Origin of the sequence: Actinomadura sp. 9N215, from assembly GCF_044326345.1 — a bacterium.
Classification (GTDB): Bacteria; Actinomycetota; Actinomycetes; order Streptosporangiales; family Streptosporangiaceae; genus Spirillospora.
The window spans coordinates 126,887-142,835 of record NZ_JBIRBA010000001.1; the positions used below are offsets into that span (position 1 = coordinate 126,887).

At 72.2% G+C, this 15,949-nt stretch carries 13 protein-coding genes; 2 read left to right on the top strand and 11 right to left on the bottom strand.

All coding sequences use genetic code 11. The features are described 5' to 3' along the window. Positions 1 to 9 precede the first annotated feature (9 nt). Positions 10 to 1,671 carry an AMP-binding protein gene (locus tag ACH34T_RS00570; RefSeq protein ID WP_395989892.1) on the bottom strand — a complete coding sequence of 554 codons (1,662 nt, stop codon included), beginning with the start codon at positions 1,669 to 1,671 and terminating at the stop codon, positions 10 to 12. A 16-nt stretch (positions 1,672 to 1,687) separates the two neighbouring features. Beyond that, complete coding sequence (locus ACH34T_RS00575) at positions 1,688 to 2,914, bottom strand: NADH:flavin oxidoreductase (protein WP_395989893.1); 1,227 nt, start codon at positions 2,912 to 2,914, stop codon at positions 1,688 to 1,690. 134 nt (positions 2,915 to 3,048) lie between these two features. Between ACH34T_RS00575 and ACH34T_RS00580 the strand changes: the two genes are divergently transcribed. Then, entirely contained in the window at positions 3,049 to 4,737 is a 1,689-nt protein-coding gene (locus ACH34T_RS00580) for a PLP-dependent aminotransferase family protein (RefSeq protein ID WP_395989894.1), read from the top strand. Here the strand turns inward: ACH34T_RS00580 and ACH34T_RS00585 are convergent. The 7 genes from ACH34T_RS00585 to ACH34T_RS00615 all read right to left on the bottom strand — a co-directional run bounded on the left by ACH34T_RS00585 (position 4,692) and on the right by ACH34T_RS00615 (position 11,897). Continuing rightward, on the bottom strand, positions 4,692 to 5,201 hold the full coding sequence (locus tag ACH34T_RS00585) for a cupin domain-containing protein (RefSeq protein WP_395989895.1): 510 nt from the start codon (positions 5,199 to 5,201) through the stop codon (positions 4,692 to 4,694). The genes ACH34T_RS00580 and ACH34T_RS00585 overlap by 46 nt on opposite strands. A 199-nt stretch (positions 5,202 to 5,400) precedes the next feature. Continuing rightward, complete coding sequence (locus tag ACH34T_RS00590) at positions 5,401 to 5,754, bottom strand: hypothetical protein (protein ID WP_395989896.1); 354 nt, start codon at positions 5,752 to 5,754, stop codon at positions 5,401 to 5,403. 7 nt (positions 5,755 to 5,761) lie between these two features. Further along, a complete protein-coding gene (locus tag ACH34T_RS00595; RefSeq protein ID WP_395989897.1) occupies positions 5,762 to 6,463 on the bottom strand; it encodes an ABC transporter ATP-binding protein in 702 nt (233 codons plus the stop codon). Beyond that, entirely contained in the window at positions 6,460 to 7,260 is an 801-nt protein-coding gene (locus ACH34T_RS00600) for an ABC transporter ATP-binding protein (RefSeq protein WP_395989898.1), read from the bottom strand. Before ACH34T_RS00600 ends, ACH34T_RS00595 begins: the two co-directional genes overlap by 4 nt. Further along, on the bottom strand, positions 7,247 to 9,514 hold the full coding sequence (locus ACH34T_RS00605) for an ABC transporter permease (protein WP_395989899.1): 2,268 nt from the start codon (positions 9,512 to 9,514) through the stop codon (positions 7,247 to 7,249). Before ACH34T_RS00605 ends, ACH34T_RS00600 begins: the two co-directional genes overlap by 14 nt. Before the next feature lie 28 nt (positions 9,515 to 9,542). Then, entirely contained in the window at positions 9,543 to 10,976 is a 1,434-nt protein-coding gene (locus ACH34T_RS00610) for an ABC transporter substrate-binding protein (RefSeq protein WP_395989900.1), read from the bottom strand. A 159-nt stretch (positions 10,977 to 11,135) separates the two neighbouring features. After that, positions 11,136 to 11,897: an SDR family NAD(P)-dependent oxidoreductase gene (locus tag ACH34T_RS00615; RefSeq protein ID WP_395989901.1), complete on the bottom strand. Its 762-nt coding sequence runs from the start codon at positions 11,895 to 11,897 to the stop codon at positions 11,136 to 11,138. Positions 11,898 to 12,198: 301 nt separating this feature from the next. Here ACH34T_RS00615 and ACH34T_RS00620 point away from each other — a divergent pair, with 301 nt between their 5' ends. Further along, a complete protein-coding gene (locus tag ACH34T_RS00620) occupies positions 12,199 to 13,866 on the top strand; it encodes a class I adenylate-forming enzyme family protein (RefSeq protein ID WP_395989902.1) in 1,668 nt (555 codons plus the stop codon). A 57-nt stretch (positions 13,867 to 13,923) separates the two neighbouring features. Here the strand turns inward: ACH34T_RS00620 and ACH34T_RS00625 are convergent, their stop codons facing one another. Together ACH34T_RS00625 and ACH34T_RS00630 are read right to left on the bottom strand one after the other, a co-directional pair. Continuing rightward, positions 13,924 to 14,745 (bottom strand): thioesterase family protein, encoded by an 822-nt coding sequence (locus ACH34T_RS00625; RefSeq protein WP_395989903.1) that lies wholly within the window; start codon positions 14,743 to 14,745, stop codon positions 13,924 to 13,926. Between the two features lie 304 nt (positions 14,746 to 15,049). Beyond that, on the bottom strand, positions 15,050 to 15,937 hold the full coding sequence (locus tag ACH34T_RS00630; protein WP_395989904.1) for an alpha/beta fold hydrolase: 888 nt from the start codon (positions 15,935 to 15,937) through the stop codon (positions 15,050 to 15,052). Between the last annotated feature and the right edge of the window lie 12 nt (positions 15,938 to 15,949).

The following is a 15,949-nucleotide window of genomic DNA, read 5'->3' on the forward strand; positions in this document are numbered from 1 at the left end:
CGGAGATCCTCAGGGGAGGAAGCGCCGGCGGCCGGCGGCGGTGAACTCCGCGCGGAGCGCCGCCTTGTCGGCGTCGGTCATCAGGGTGTACTCGGGCGTCCCGCGACCGGCCCACCGGTGGACGGGGTCGGCGGTGCGCCAGCCCTCCAGTTGCATCTCCTTCTTCTTGAGCTTGCCGGAGCCGGTCGTCGGCAACGCGTGCGAGACGCGCACGAATCGCGGCGCGCCCTTGGTGCCGAGGTCATCCTGGGCGGCGAGGAACGCCGGGAGGTCGAGATCGTCGAATTCGACGCCGTCCGGGATCTCGATCGCCGCCATCACCTGGTCGCCGGACCGCGGGTCGGGGACGCCGAACGCGACCGCGTCCACGATCTTCGGGTGGCGGCGGACGACGTTCTGGGTGAGAAGCGCGGAGATGTTCTCGGAGTCGACGCGGATCCAGTCGCCGGACCGGCCGCCGAAGTACAGGAAGCCGTCGCCGTCGACGTAGCCGAGGTCGCCCGTCCAGTACCAGCCGTGCCGGACGCGCTCCGCGTCGGCGTCGGGGTTGTTGTAATAGCCCTCGAACCGGCCGGCGCCGTCGACGTCGACGATCTCGCCGATGGCGGCCTCGGCGTTGGTGACGCGTCCGTGCTCGTCCAGGACGGCGGGCGCGCACGTCTCGCGTGTCTCCGGGTCGACGATCCGGACGCCGTCGCGGGCGGGCTTGCCGAACGCGGTCGGCGGGGTGCCGGGCACCCGCTTGATCATCCCGGCGCTCTCGCTGGAGCCGTAGCCCTCGACGAGCTTCGCGCCGAAGCGGCGCAGGAATTCGCGCTTGTCCTCCGGGGACGCCTCCGTGCCGAAACCGTGCGTGAGGGTGTTGTCGGCGTCGTCCGGCCGTTCCGGTGTGGCGAGGACGTAGCCGATGGCCTTGCCGACGTAGGTGAAGAACGTCGCGCCGTAGAACCGCACGTCCGGCATGAACCCGGACGCGGAGAACCTCCCCAGGACGACGGTCGCGCCGACGGCGAGCGACGGGGCCCACAGCGCCATCAGCGCGTTGCCGTGGAACAGGGGCATCGGGCAGTAGCTGATGTCGTCCCGCTTGACGTCGTACTTGGCGCTGTTGTCGCGGCCCAGCTCGGCGAGCCTGCCCTGGGAGCAGCGCGCCGCCTTGGACGCGCCGGTCGTCCCGGACGTGAACAGCAGCAGCATCTGCGTCCGGGGAGTGATCGAGTCGTCCGGCCGGGGCTCGCAGGCGTGTGCCTCGACCGTCGTCGCGTAGGCGTCGTCGTCGATGAGGAGGAAGCGGTCGCGCGGGACGCCGATGTCGAGGCCGCCGAGCAGTTCCAGCCCCGCCCGGTCGGTGACGACGAGCTGGAGGTCGGTGTGGCGGACCTCCCGCTCCAGGGCGGAGCCGGTGCGCGTGGTGTTGATGCCGACGAGCGTCGCGCCGCTCAGCGCCGCCGCGCCCAGCCACAGGACGTACTCGGGGACGTTCTCCAGCAGCACGCCGATGTGGAACGGTCGTCCTTCGCGGCGCAGCCCGCGGGCGAGGGACGCGCGGGCGGCGCTCTCCCTGACGACCTCGTCCCACGTCCATGTCCGCTCGCGGCTGCGCAGGCCGGGACGGTCGTCACCCAGCCTGGCCAGCAGCATCCCGGCGATCGTCTCGTCTCGCACTCGCATACCCCTCCCGGCGGTCTCACACGGGCTGGACGAGGACGCAGCGCGTCCCGCCGTAGATCGCCGTCATGCACTTGTTGCAGTGGATGCACAGCGACTTCGTGTCCGGCGCGTCCTTGATGCGGTTGATCAGGTCGGGTTCGCGGAGCAGCGCCCGCGCCATCGCGACGAACTGGAAGCCCTCCGCCATGGCGGTGTCCATGCCCGCCTTGTCGGTGACGCCGCCGAGCAGGATCAGCGGCAGCTTCACGGCGGCGCGGATCTGCCGGGCGTCCCTCAGCAGGTAGAGGTCCTCGTACGGGTACTCGCGCAGGAACCGGCGCCCGACCAGCTTCACGCCGAGCTTGAGCGGCTGCGGCATGACGGCGGCGAACTCGCGCAGCGGCGCGTCGCCCTTGAACAGGTACATCGGGTTGAGGAGCGAGCTGCCCGCGGTGAGTTCGAGGGCGTCGAGCGAGCCGTCCGCCTCCAGCCAGCGCGCGACCTGGATGGCCTCGTCCAGCCAGAACCCGCCGGGGACGCCGTCGTCCATGTTGAGCTTGGCGGTGATCGCGATGCGGTCGCCGACCGCGTCGCGGACGGCGCGGGCGATGTCCCGCGACAGCCGGGCCCGGTTCGCCAGCGACCCGCCGTACCCGTCCTTCCGGTGGTTGATCTTCGGGCTGAGGAACGAGCTGGCGAGGTAGTTGTGGCCGAGGTGGATCTCGACGGCGTCGAACCCGGCCTCGATCGCCATCCGTCCCGCGTGCGCGTGCCCCTGAACGACCCGGTCGAGGTCGGCGCGGGTCGCAGCCTTGGTGAAGCTGGTGGTCGTCGCGTGGAAATGGCGTCCGGGCGCGAGCGCGGGCGCCCCGTTTCCCTTGGGGTTCGCGACCGGGCCCGCGTGCCCGATCTGCGCGGCGACGGCGGCGCCCTCGGCGTGGACGGCGTCGGTGAGTTTCCGCATGCCGGGGAGGGCGTCGTCCGTCCAGAGGAGCTGCTTGCGGTCGGTGCGGCCGTCCGGCGCGACCGCGCAGTACGCGACGGTCGTCATCCCTACGCCACCGGCGGCGTGCCGCACATGAAACTCGATCAGCTCGTCGGTGACGAGACTCTTCCTGCTGAGCCCTTCGTACGTCGCCGCCTTGACGATGCGGTTCCGCAGCGTGACGGGCCCCAGTTTCGCCGGGGCCAGCACGTCGGGGACCCGGGCGGTTTCCGGGGGGTGCGAGGGTTCGTCCCCCCACGGGCGAGTCGGGTGGTTCATCCACATCCTCCATCCGGCCCCGACGTTAATCAGCGGGACGCCCGCCCACGCCGGACATCCCGCTGACCGGGAGCGGACGGGCTTCGCCACGGGCTACCCTGGCGCCCGAGAGACCGATCGATGGGGGCGGCCAGATGCCGGAATCCGAGGTCAATTCCGCCCGTGAGGCGGGCTCTGACCTGCATCTTGAGCTGTCCCCCACGGGGCCTCGACGTGCTGCGGTGGCGGCGGGCCTGCGCGAGGCCGTGCGCAGCGGACGGCTCGCGCCGGGAACCCGGCTGCCGCCGTACCGCTCGCTCGCCGCCGACCTGGGGGTCGCCCGCAACACGGTCGCGGACGCGTACGCCGAGCTGGTCGCCGAAGGCTGGCTGACCGCCCGGCAGGGCTCCGGCACCCGCGTCGCCGACCGCGTCACACCCAGACCCAAGCGCGCCACGACCGACCCCAAGCACGTCGCAACCGACCCCAAGCAGGCCACGACCGATCCCAAGCACATCGCGACCGATCCCAAGCACGCCACGACCGGGCCGAAGGGCGTCACGACCGACTCCAAACTCCTCGCGGCCGGGTCGAACGGCGTCACGACCGACTCCGGACTCGGCGCGGCCGGGTCGAACGGCGTCGGGGCCGGGGCGGAGCGCGGCGCCGGGGGGATCCGCGAGCGGGCGGCGGCCGTCGTCCACAATCTTCGGCAGGGGCAGCCCGACGCGACGTCCTTTCCCCGCACCGCCTGGGCCACGGCCGTCCGCCGCGCGATGAGCGCCGCGCCGCACGACGCCTTCGCGCCCGCGGACCCCCGGGGACGTCCCGAACTCCGCCACGCGCTCGCCGGATACCTCGCCCGGGTGCGCGGCGTGTCGGCCACACCAGACCAGATCGTCGTCTGCGCCGGGTTCGCCCACGGGCTGCGGCTCCTCTTCGGCGGCGGCGTGCTGTCCGGGCCGCTGGCCGTCGAGCCGTACGGTCTGCCGTTCCACCGCGGCATCCTGGCCGACGCCGGAGTGCGCACGATCCCGCTGGGCCTGGACGACAGGGGCGCGCGCACCGACCGGCTGTCGTCGCACCCAGGAATCTCGTCGCGGCGCGGTGCGCGCGCCGTCCTGCTCACTCCGGCGCACCAGTTCCCGACCGGCGGCCCGCTGCTTCCCGCGCGCCGTGCCGAGGCCGTCGACTGGGCGCGGGGCCGGGGCGGCGTGGTGCTGGAGGACGACTACGACGGCGAGTTCCGCTACGACCGCGAACCCGTGGGCGCCGTCCAGGGGCTCGATCCCGACCACGTCGTCTACCTCGGCTCGGTCAGCAAGAGCCTGTCCCCGGCGATCCGGCTCGGCTGGATGGTCCTGCCTCCGCACCTGGTCGAGGCCGTGCTCGCGGCCAAGGGACTGCGTGAGGCGTGGACGGGCGTGACCGACCAGCTCGCGCTCGCGGAGTTCATCGAGTCCGGGCGGTACGACAAGCACGTCCGCCGCATGCGGCAGAGCTATCGCGCCCGCCGCAACCTGCTCGTCGCGACGCTGGCCGAGCGCGCCCCGCACGTCGCGGTGACCGGTATCGCGGCCGGGCTCCACGCCGTCCTGCGCCTGCCGCCCGGCACCGAGGCGGCGACCGTCGAGGCGGCCGCGCGGGCGGGCGTGGCGCTCGACGGACTGGCCGCGTTCCGCCATCCCGACAGCCCGGAACCCCATCGGGACGGTCTGGTCGTCGGGTATTCCACACCCGCCGAACACCGCTACCGTCCGGCGCTCGACGCGCTGTGCCGAGCCCTGCCGCCTCCCCTTCAGCGCTCGGCGAGGGCCTTCGACCACACGGGGCTCTCGAAATAGTGGTTGTCGTACTGCTGCGAGCTGTCACGGATGTCCTGCACCGTGGCCTCGCCCCGGTGGACGCGCTCCAGCAGCCGGTAGTAGTCGAAGCGGTGCAGGCCGGGCGTGAAGACCACCAGCAGTTCGGCCGCACTGCCGGGGGCGGGCGCGAAGGCGTGCGGCACGGTCGGCGGGACGGTCAGGAAATCGCCCCTGCCCAGGGTCAGGATCTCCTCGTCCACGAGGATGCGCATCGTGCCGTCGAGGACGAGGAACAGCTCGGTGGCCTTGGTGTGGAAGTGAGCGGGGGCGCCTGGCGAGCCCTCGCGGAACGTGGCCTTGTTGGCGGTGAGCGCGCCGCCCGTCGCGTCCGCGTCGGCGAGCAGCGTGATCAGGCTCAGCGCGCCGTCCTGGAGGGACTCGGCGTTCTCCGCGCGCACCAGGACGGGGGCGTGGACGGTTGACTCGTTTGATGTGGTGCCCATGGATTCTCCCGGAGGTCGGCCCGGCTTCTCACCAGGCGCTTCGCGCTGACACCGATAAATCTACGGCGCACAAAGACCCACCAGATGGTTCATTCAGGGCTGAGATTCATGGGTCAATTTCTCCGTTGCCGAGCCGGGCGCCCGGATGGACCGGACGCCCGGATGGACCGGGCGCCCGGCTCGCGCGGGGAGGGACCGTCTAGGCCCGGCGGTCGAGGGCCTCGGCTATCTGGTCCGTGTGGGCCTGGGACTCGGCCAGCTGGCGCAGCAGCCAGAGCCGCAGGACGCGGGTGACGGCCGCCGCCAGGTACAGCGCGGCGCCCAGGACGGTCACCGCCAGGAAGCCCACGGCGAGCGTCTGGAGCGAGCCGACGTCGCGCAGGTCGTCCTTGGTGAGCGAGACGTTGTAGGCGACGAACACGCCGACGACGCCGACCACCATGGCCAGGGCCCCGGCGATGCGGAGGACGCCGTCGTAGCGTGCCCGGTCCGTCTTGAGCTTCTGCCGCGCCACGTCGTCCTTGAACTGCCGGCGCCTTTCCTCCGTGAGCATGATGGGGTCAACCTCCCAGGTAGTCGCTGGACAACCGGTCTTCGATCTCGTCGGGCGTCCCGGCCGCGGCGACGCGGCCGTTCAGCATCAGCGCGGCGGTGTCGGCGATCGGCAGCACGGCGCGGGCGAACTGCTCCGCGACCAGCACCGACAGCCCGCCCTCGACCAGCTCGGCGACCGTCTCGTACATCCGGGTGACGATCATCGGCGCGAGGCCCATGGACAGCTCGTCGAGCAGCAGCACCGCCGGATCGGTGCCGAGCGCGCGCGACAGCGCGAGCATCTGCTGCTCGCCGCCGGACAGCGATCCGGCGAGCTGGCGGCGGCGTCGCCCGAGGATCGGGAAGCGGGCGTAGGCCTTCTCCTCCAGGTCGTCCAGGCGGGCGCCGGTGCCGGTGGCGGCCCACAGGTTCTCCCGGACGGTCAGGTTCGGGAAGATCCCGCGGCCTTCCGGGATGGAGCAGACGCCGAGGCGGGCAGCGTCCTGCGCCGAGACGCCGTTCACCTTGCGTCCGGCGAACCGCAGTTCGCCGGCGGACGGGACGTGCAGCCCGGCGCACACGCGCATGGTGGTGGACTTGCCGCCGCCGTTGGGGCCGAGCAGCGCCAGCAGCGAGCCGGGGCGGAGCGCCAGGTCCACGCCGTGCAGGACCTCGATCGCGCCGTAGGCGGCCCGGACGCCCACCAGTTCGAGCAGAGAGTCGGTCATCGCACCCCCTCCCCGGTGGTGGACGCGGTGCCGATGTAGGCGGCGATGACCTCCGGCGACTCCCTGATCTCCGCCGGGGTGCCGGACGCGATCAGCGCGCCGTAGTCGAGGACGTGGATGGCGCCGCACAGCCGCATGACGAGCGGCAGGTCGTGCTCGACGAGGCAGATCGCGAGGCCGTCCCCGGCGAGGCCGGTGAGCAGCTCGGCGAACGCGTCCGTCTCGCGTTCGGTCTGGCCGGACGCGGGCTCGTCCAGCAGGAGGACGCGCGGCGAGGTCATCAGCGCGCGGGCCACCTCGACGACGCGGGCCCGCCCGATCGGGATGTCGGACACGTCGCGGCCGGCCATGTCGGTGAGGCCGGTGCGTTCGAGGATCCCGTCGGTCTCCTCGTCCAGATCGGTCCGCTTGCGGGCGGAGCCGCGCAGGATGTCGCCCGCCACGCGGACGTTGTCGCGGACCGACAGCGACAGGAACAGCTCCAGCCGCTGGAACGTCCGCGCCATGCCGCGCCTGGCGCGCCGGGCCGGGGACAGTCTCGTGATGTCCTCGCCGTCGAGCAGGACGGTCCCGGACGCGGGCTTCTGCAGGCCGGTGACGGTGTTGAACAGGGTGGTCTTGCCCGCGCCGTTCGGGCCGATCAGGCCGGTGATCCGCCCTTCGTCCACGGTGAGGCCGACGTCGTCCACGGCGGTGTTGCCGCCGAACCTGACCGTGATGCCGCGGGTCTCCAGCAGCGCCGCTTTCCCAGGCGGCGCCCCGTTTCCAGGCGGTGTTGCTTTCTCAGGCGGTGGCATGGGCCTCTCCCTTCTCCGTCCGTGCGGGCGCGGGACGTGCGGGCCGGGCGGGCAGGCCCAGGTCGCGGTCCAGGGCGGCGCGGAGTTCGTCGGTGTAGGGCTCGTCCACGCCGACGAGTTCGAGCGGGGTCGCGCGGGCGCGTCCCTCCTCCACGTACACGCGGCCGACGGCGGGCAGCAGCATGACCACGCAGAGGGCGATGAGCGCGAACGTCCACGCCCCGATCACGTCGGTGAGCGCGAGGACGTAGAGCGCCGCGCCGAGCGCGCCCGCCCCGTAGAGGACGGGCTTCGCCCCGCCCTGCCCCGAATGCGCGAGCGTCCGGTAGCCCTCGACGACGTCGTGGACGAAGCCGCTCGGGTTCCGTCCGACGCCCATCCCGACGAGCGCCGTCGCGACCAGGACGAGGTGCCCGAGCGCGCGGTAGACGTCCGACATGCCCTCGTTCTCCAGCGCGAGGTCGCCGAACGTCGACACCAGGACGGCGGACCCGGCGCCCGCCATCAGGCCGCCGAACAGCGCGCCGCTGATGTAGCCGATCCCGGCGACCACGACGAGCATGAGCAGCGCCAGGCTGCCGACGAAGGAGAAGTTCTCCTGCGCGACGGTCCCGGTCGCGGACGCCATCAGCACCCCGCCGAGCCCGGCGACCGCCGCGGAGATCATGAAGACGCTCAGCTTCAGCCGGACGAGATTCTGCCCGAGCATCGCGGCCGCCGCCGGGCTGTCCTTCATCGCGGCGAGCCGCCGCCCGTATCCGCTGCTCCGGAGCGCGGCGAGCCCGACGGCGATGAGCGCGAACAGGACGGTGGCGGTCATGAGGGAGGTCGTCCCGTCCCGCAGGTCGAGCGGCCCGGCCTTCAGCGGCGGGACGATGAGCGAGCCGTCCGGGAACAGCGTGAACTTCACGCCGAACCATTCGTGCTGGGTCGTGTCGCGCAGCACCATGTTCGACAGGAACTCGCCGAACGCCATCGTCGCGAGCGCCAGGTAGAGGCCGCGGAGGCGCAGCGCGGGCAGCGCGACGAGCCCGCCGACCAGCGCCGCCGCCGCGACCGCGAGCAGCAGGCCCTGGACGTCGAGCCGGGCGTCGAGCCCGCTGCCCCGCACGCCGAAATGGAACGCGACGACCGTCGCGACCGCGCCGAACGCCAGCGGCGCGAGGTTCAGCTCGCCCGCGTAGCCGGTCAGCACCGTCAGCGAGAGCGCGATGATCGCGAAGCTCATGCCGAGCGCGAACGTGGTGACGCCCGCGTCCGACAGCAGCAGGCTGTACAGGTACACGATCGCGACGAGCGCGGCGCCCCACACCGCCGCCGCGCGGACGGTCGGCGGCCGGTACCGCTCGCGGGTCCGGATCGCGGCGCCGCGGAGGCGGTCCTGGGGCAGCAGCACCAGCACCGCGAACAGGATGATCATCGGCAGTGAGACGCGCAGGTTGCCGGTGAACGTGCCCGCGGACGGCAGGTAGGCGAGTACGTAGTTGGCGGCGAGGCCGAGCACCATCGCGCCGGCGAACGTGCGGGGGATGCTCCGGAGCCGTCCGAACATCGCGGCGGCGAACGCGTCGATGACCAGCAGGGTCAGGGCGTTCGCGTCCAGCCCGCCGCCGCTGATCGGCACGATCAGCACCCCGGCGAGGACGGCGAGCGTCGAGCCGAGCGCCCACGACAGCATCGCCGCCCGCTCCGGGTCGTGGCCGTTCAGCCGCAGCAGGTCGGGGTCGTCGACGGAGCCGCGCATGACGACGCCCGTCCGGCTGCGGGTGAACAGCACCCGCAGGCCGATCGCGATGGCGACGGCGGCGACCAGGCAGACGATCTCGTGGTACCGGACGACCACCCCGCCGACGGTGATCTTCGAGCCGGTGCCGAAGAACATGTCGACGGTGTGGGCCTCGTCCGGATTCCAGATCCACTGCGCCAGGTAGACGGTGCCGAGCAGCACCGCCACCGTCACGATGATCTTCGTGACGTCGGCGGTGCCGCGCAGCCCCTTCATGATCACGGCGTGCAGCGCGGCGCCCATCGCGGGGCCGGCCACCCCGATCACGACGATCAGCGCGAGCCAGACCGGCCAGCCCCACCGCTCGGTGAAGTGCCAGTACAGGAACGTGCCGAACATCGCCTGGGCGCCGTGCGCGAAATTGAAGATCCCCGAGGTGTTGTACGTCAGCACCAGCCCGGAGGCCGCGATGGAGTACACCGACCCCAGGACGAGCCCCAGGATCGTGTAGGTCAGGAACGTCGTCACGTGTTCACCGCCTCCGGCAGGTCGCGGATCAGGACGTCTGGGGCTTGATGACGTCGCCGGTCAGGAACTTGGTGGACTTGCGGTCCCCGTCGAGCGTCGTCCCCCAGGTCTTGGGGTCGGTCTTGGCGACGAACTCGGCGCCGCACTCGAACTCGCCGACGTTCTTCGGGAAGACCTGCTCGTACTTCGTCCCGTTGAGCTTGACCATCAGCGAGCACGACGCGGGCTTGTTGTTGCCGGGGTCGGTCGGCGCGTGCAGGCCGCCGCCCGTCCACTCGTGCACCTTGGACAGCTCGTTGATCACGCACTGCCGGGTCAGGTCCGAGCCGCACTTCTGCGCGGACTGCGCCCACAGCAGGAACGACGACGCGGCCTGCATGCCGAGCAGCGCGACCTTGCCCTTCCTGCCGTTGACGAGGTCCATGTACCGCTGGACCGCCGGGACCTTCCCGGCGTTCTCGAACGGCTGGAAGATCATGCCGACGTGCAGGTTGTCCCCGGCGCCCGAGGTGTTCCACTTGGAGACGAACGCGCTGTACCAGGTCGCCTCGAACACGTAGGCGGGCTTGGCCCCGGTGCGGTCGATCGACTCCAGGAAGCTGAACTGGCCGGGGTCGGGCGTCTCGGACGTGAACAGGTACTTGACGCCGCAGTCCTTGACCTTCTCGGCGAACGGCATGTAGCTGCTCTCGCCCTTGTCGTTCAGCCGGACGCCGCACGCCATCGGCGTGATGCCGGCCGTCTTCAGCGCACCGGCGACCTTGGTGGTGGCGGTGGTCCCGGCCGGCGACGTGGACAGCAGGATGTCCATCTTGTCCTTGAAGTCGGGGAACATCTTCCCGGCGATGCGGAACGCGCCGATGTTCAGCTGGTCCACCGGGTACGGGACGGCCTCGTACTTCATCGGGCCCATCGCGGCGTTCGGCCCGACGGTGAACCCGGCGACGGTCGGCAGCTTGCACGCCACCCGGTACTGCTCGGCGGCGTCGTCCAGCGCGAAGCCCTGTCCGACGAGCATGAAGTCCTGCTTGCACGACTCCTGCATGACCTTCGCCGACTGCGTCATCGCGGCGTCGTACTGGTTGCCCTTGAGCTTGCGGCCGTTGATGCCGCCCTGCTCGTTGCACCAGTCGATCATCGCGCCGACCGCGTCGCCCATCTCCTTGGACAGGCCGGGCGCGGACGCGAAGCCGCGGTCGTCGCCGAAGCCGATGGCGATCTGGTCGTCGGTGACGCCCTGGTCCGTCTTTCCCTTCGCCTTGGAACCCGCGTCGCCGGGGCCGCAGGGGGACGGCAGCGTCCCGAACGTCTTGCTGGTCGTGGTCTTGCCGTCGCCGTCCGAGCCGTTCCCGTTCCCGCCGGACGTGCCGTCGGTGCCCGAGCGGTCGCTGGCACAGGACGCGGTCACCAGCGCGACCGCGAGGGCGCCTGCGGCGAGGCGTCCGACCTTGTCGACCTTCATCCGGTCGTCTCCTTTCACCGGCCGCGGGGGCGGCGAGTGGTGGGTGGGGTGGGACGGCGGGGGGCGCCTGTGGGGAATGGGCGGCGCCCGCCTGAGCGCCGACGTGAGGCCAGGTGGAAGGGGATCGCGCGGAGGCCCCGGCCCGCACGGACGGCCGCGTCAGCCGAAGTTGGCCTGGCCGCCGTCGAGGGGCACCGTCGCCCCGGTGAGGTAGCGCATCGCGGGCTGGACGATCGCGACGACGGCCCGGCCGATGTCCTCCTCGCAGTCGCCGACGTAGCCGAGCGGGATCGTCCGGCGGAACTCCTCGGCCGCCTCGGGATTCCGTTCCGCCCACCCCTTCAGCCCTGGTGAGAGCGCGTGCGGGGCGATGTTGTTGGCGCGGATCCCGTCCGGTCCCCATTCGGCGGCGGCCGTCCGGGTCAGCGACCGCAGCGCCTGCTTCGCGGCCGCGTAGGCGCCGTAGGTCGCCGGATCCCAGCGGACCATCGCGGACGTGACGAGGTTGACGATGCTGCCGCCGCCGCGCGCCTTCAGGTGCGGGTGGCACGCCTTCATGAACGCGAACGCGGCGAACGGGCCGGTGACGAAGCCCTGCTGGAATTCGGCGTCGCTCATCGGCAGCAGCGGGCCGTAGGCGCCCGAGTAGGCGTTGTTGACGAGGATGTCGACGCCGCCGAACGATCGGGCGACCTCGTCGACGACGCCGGGGATGGCGCCGGTGTCGGCGACGTCGCAGGCGAGCGCGTCCGCCTTCGCGCCCCGCTCGCGGATCCGTTCGCAGGTCGCGTCGAGCTTGGCCCTCGTCCGGCCGAGCGCCGCGACGGCCGCGCCCTCCGACGCCAGCGCGAGCGCGATGCCCTGCCCGACGCCCTGACCGGCCCCGGTCACGATCGCGACCTTGCCGCTGAGGCTTCCCATTCCGCTTCTCCTACTCAGTCCTGCTTGCGCGCCCAGCCCGGTCCGACGGTTCGGCGGTCCGATGTCGGCGATCCGACGGTTCGACGGCTCGACGGCTCGACGGCTCGCGTCCGGTCGGTCCGGGCTGCTCAGTCCTGGTGGGGTCATCGTGATGTGACCCGCCCCACGTCATCGGCCCAGTCCCGCTCACCGGGAACGGCTTCGGAAAAGGGCGGCCGCGGCCGTCCCGCTGAGCGGAACGCCCTGGTGGAGCCCGGACGCGGGGGCCGACAATGAGCCGTCGGCGACGAGGAGGTCACGGGTGTCCAGTCCGATGGAGATCGTCCGGGAGCTGACCGGGCCCGGCGGCGAGTTCGAACTGCGGGACGAGGACGTCCTCGGCGCGCGCCTGCCGGTCTTCGCGAACCGGGCCCGCGACCTCGGCGCGGTGCTGGCCCGCTCGTCCTCATACGGCGACCGCGACTACGTCGTCACCGCGTCCCGGCGGCTGACCTTCGCGGACCACGCGGCGGCCGTCGCGTCGACGGCGAAGGCGCTGCGGGAGGACCTCGGCGTCCGGCCCGGCGACCGCGTCGCGATCAACGCGGCCAACAGCCCCGAGTGGATCATCGCGTTCTGGGCGACGATCGCCGCCGGCGGCGTCGCGGTCGGCTACAACGCCTGGTGGGCGCCGCGGGAGGTGGAGTACGCCCTCGGCCACACCGAACCGAAGCTGGTCATCGCCGACGCGAAGCGCGCCGCGCTGACGTCCGGGACCGGTGTCCCCGTCGAGAACGTCCTGACGGTCGAGACGGACGTGCCGTCCCTGACCTCCCGCTATCCGGGCGCCGCCCTGGACGTCCCGGACGTCGCCGCGGACGACCCGGCGGTCATCCTGTACACGAGCGGCACGTCGGGCCGGCCGAAGGGGGCCGTCCACTCGCACCGCAACCTGACCTCGGTGATCGAGTACCACCGGTTCAACGACGCGCTGGCGCGGGCGTCCGGCGACCCGGCCGGCCCGTCGTCCCGCCGGTACCTGCTGGCGCTGCCGCTGTTCCACATCGCGTGCCTGCACAACCTGGCCGTGCCGCGGCTCGCCACCGGCACCGCCGTCATCATGCACGAGGGCGGCTTCGACGTCGACGAGGTCCTGCGGTTGATCGAGAAGGAGGGGGTGACGAACTGGGGCGCCGTCCCGACGATGGCGCACCGCATGGTGGAGCACGGCGACCTGTCGAGGTACGACGTCTCGTCGCTCACGGCGTTCTCGCTGGCCACGGCGCCGTCCTCGCCCGCGTTCAAGGAGCGGCTGCGCGCGGTGTTCCCGCCCGCCAAGGACGCGCTGGTCGACAGCTACGGGCTCACCGAGTCGTGCACCGGCGTCTCCGTCGCGACGCCCGCCGACCTCGCCGAGTCGCCCGGGACGCTGGGCCGCCCGACGCTCGGCGTCCAGCTGGAGATCCGCGACCCGGACGACAGGCCGGTCCCGGCGGGCGTCGAGGGCGAGGTGTGCACGCGCAGCGCCTACAACATGGTCGGGTACTGGCGCGACCCGGACGCCACCGCGCGGGCCGTCGGCACGGACCGCTGGCTGCACACCGGCGACATCGGGATGCTCGACGAGCGGGGCCGGCTCCGGCTCACCACCCGCCGCTCCGACCTGATCATCCGCGGCGGCGAGAACGTGTACCCGGCCGAGGTCGAGAACGTCCTGGCCGAGCATCCGGGGGTGCGGGAGTGCATCGTCCTCGGCGTCGCGCACCCGGACCTCGGGCAGGAGGTCGCGGCGGTGGTCGGGGTCGCCGCCGCCCCGCCCTCACCGGGGTCGTCGTCGCCACCGCCGTCGCCGGAGGAGCTGACGGACTACGCCCGCGAGCGGCTCGCCTACTTCAAGGTCCCGACCCGCTGGCACATCACGACCGACCCGCTGCCGCGGAACGCGACGGGGAAGGTCCTCCGCCGGCAGATCGAGTCCAGCCTCCCCTGAGCCCTGAGCGGACGGCCCGCGCCTAACCGATCGGGACGCCGAGCGGGCGCTCGCGGGTCAGCGCGGATTCGTCCGATCCGGACGGCAGAGCAGCTGACCGGACGCCGAGGCCAGCAATTTCCCCTTGGTCGACCAGAGCCGGTTGTGGAAGCCGATGAGACCGTCCTCCGCGATTTCCGCCGTGCCCTCCCCGAACAGCCATTCCTCCCCCATCGCGGAACGGTGGAACTGGACGTTCAGATCGAGGTTCGGGGCGATGAAACCGCTGTCCAGCGGATGCGCGCTCCATGCCGCCCCCCAGGCCAGCGTGTCCAAAATGACGAGCTGGCGCGCGACGGCGTCGGTGGTGTGCCCGGGAAAGCGGTACCACGCCCTGTAGTACGGCTCCCCGATCGGACGGTTCTCCAGATCCTCGTACCAGACGAGGGGCCTGCCTTCGATGTTGTTCCACATCGGCAGAGGCGGAGGGTCCGGATCGGGGATCAGTTCGGCGAACGAGGGGAGTTCTTCCGGGCCCGGCACGTCCGGCATTATCGCCGCGTCATGGTGGAGCCCGTCCAGGTCGTCGGCGGTCAGCCAGATGAGGGCCTCCGCGACGGCCGTCCCTTCCTGCCGCATCGAGCACCGCACCGACTCCGCCCGTTTCGAGCGGCGCAGCGTCGTCACTTCCAGTTCGACGGGTGCGAACCGCCCGACCGACAGGAAATGGCACGACAACGACGCCACCCTTGGCTGCGAACCGTGGGCCAATGCCGCGCGAGCGAGAATGGCGGCCACGTAACCGCCGTTCGGCCCCCACGCCGACCATTCGGGCAGCAGCTCGGCCGCGTACCGACCGTTCTTTCCCATCACTGCCGTGTCGACCGCGAGATCCCTCACCCCGCCACTCTAAATCGAGCGTCCCTCCGGCCTCGACCGAATCCGAGGGCGCCCATACCGCCGGTGACCGGGATCGGTGGCTCCATGACCTCTCCAATCTCGCCGGGGACCGCTCCCCCGGACCGCGTGAACCACCCCAAGGACGGGCTGCCGGTGAAGAATGTGACATCGCCAGGACGCGCCGCGACGCCGCGACCAATTCGCCACCCCGGGTGCACCGATGACCCGCAGTGGCCGGCGGCACCGCGGGCGCGGGCCCGGGGCGCGGGCCCGGCCACGGCCACGGGCGCCGACGCGGGCGCCGCTATTCGACGGCGTGGGCGCGGAGCCAGTCCAGTGCGGCGGCGGCGGAATTGAGAACGGAGATGTGCCCGTCGTCCTCGGAAAGGCGCAGGTGCGCCGTGGGGCAGTGCCGGGCGAGCCATCGGCCGTGGGACGCGGGCACGACCCGGTCCCGCCCGCCATGCAGGACGAGGAGCGGCGCGCTGATGCCGGCCGGGTCGAATCCCCACGGGGCGACGTACGCGAGGTCGTCGTCGACCAGCCCGCCGACGCCGTTCTCGACGGCCGGGCCGACCACGTCCTCGAACCATGACCATTCGCCCGCGAGCGCGGCGTGATCGGCGGGGGTGAACATTTCCGGGTCGAACTCGGCCGTGGCCTCGTACTCCTCTTTCGCCGCACGTCCCGCCGCGGCCGCGCGCAGCGACGCCCGGCCGGCCGCGCCCATACCGGCGAACCAGTCGAGCCCCTCGGTGTCGAACGGAGCCAATGCGGCGGCCCCGATCACCCCGAGGACGCGGTCCGGCAGCAGCGCGCCGCAGGCCAGGGCGTGCGGCCCGCCTCCCGAGTGCCCCATGACCGCGAACCGGCCGATGCCGAGCGCGTCGGCGACGGCGGAGGCTTCGGCCGCCGCGGACGCCACGTCCCGTCCGGGCAGCGGGCTGGAACCGCCGTATCCGGGCCGGTCATAGGACACCCAGCGGATCGCCCGCCGCGCGGCGGCCGGGAAGAGCGGACGGGGAGGCGCACCGATGTTCGGCGTCCCGTGATGCCAGATGACCGTGAGCGGATCGGCGCCGCCGCCCGCCCCGGCACCGCCGCCTGTCCCGGCGTCATTGCCCGTCCCGGTGTCATAGGCGTGCAGGACGCGACCGCCGTCCGTCTTCACGTCGAACTCGACGACCCCCATGCCCGAAACCGT

What these genes read in the sequence shown, in the direction of transcription:
- ACH34T_RS00570 (WP_395989892.1), bottom strand. Translation starts at nt 1,671, where the DNA reads ATGCGAGTGCGAGACGAGACGATCGCCGGGATGCTGCTGGCCAGGCTG.
- ACH34T_RS00575 (WP_395989893.1), bottom strand. Translation starts at nt 2,914, where the DNA reads ATGAACCACCCGACTCGCCCGTGGGGGGACGAACCCTCGCACCCCCCG.
- ACH34T_RS00580 (WP_395989894.1), top strand. Translation starts at nt 3,049, where the DNA reads ATGCCGGAATCCGAGGTCAATTCCGCCCGTGAGGCGGGCTCTGACCTG.
- ACH34T_RS00585 (WP_395989895.1), bottom strand. Translation starts at nt 5,201, where the DNA reads ATGGGCACCACATCAAACGAGTCAACCGTCCACGCCCCCGTCCTGGTG.
- ACH34T_RS00590 (WP_395989896.1), bottom strand. Translation starts at nt 5,754, where the DNA reads ATGCTCACGGAGGAAAGGCGCCGGCAGTTCAAGGACGACGTGGCGCGG.
- ACH34T_RS00595 (WP_395989897.1), bottom strand. Translation starts at nt 6,463, where the DNA reads ATGACCGACTCTCTGCTCGAACTGGTGGGCGTCCGGGCCGCCTACGGC.
- ACH34T_RS00600 (WP_395989898.1), bottom strand. Translation starts at nt 7,260, where the DNA reads ATGCCACCGCCTGAGAAAGCAACACCGCCTGGAAACGGGGCGCCGCCT.
- ACH34T_RS00610 (WP_395989900.1), bottom strand. Translation starts at nt 10,976, where the DNA reads ATGAAGGTCGACAAGGTCGGACGCCTCGCCGCAGGCGCCCTCGCGGTC.
- ACH34T_RS00615 (WP_395989901.1), bottom strand. Translation starts at nt 11,897, where the DNA reads ATGGGAAGCCTCAGCGGCAAGGTCGCGATCGTGACCGGGGCCGGTCAG.
- ACH34T_RS00630 (WP_395989904.1), bottom strand. Translation starts at nt 15,937, where the DNA reads ATGGGGGTCGTCGAGTTCGACGTGAAGACGGACGGCGGTCGCGTCCTG.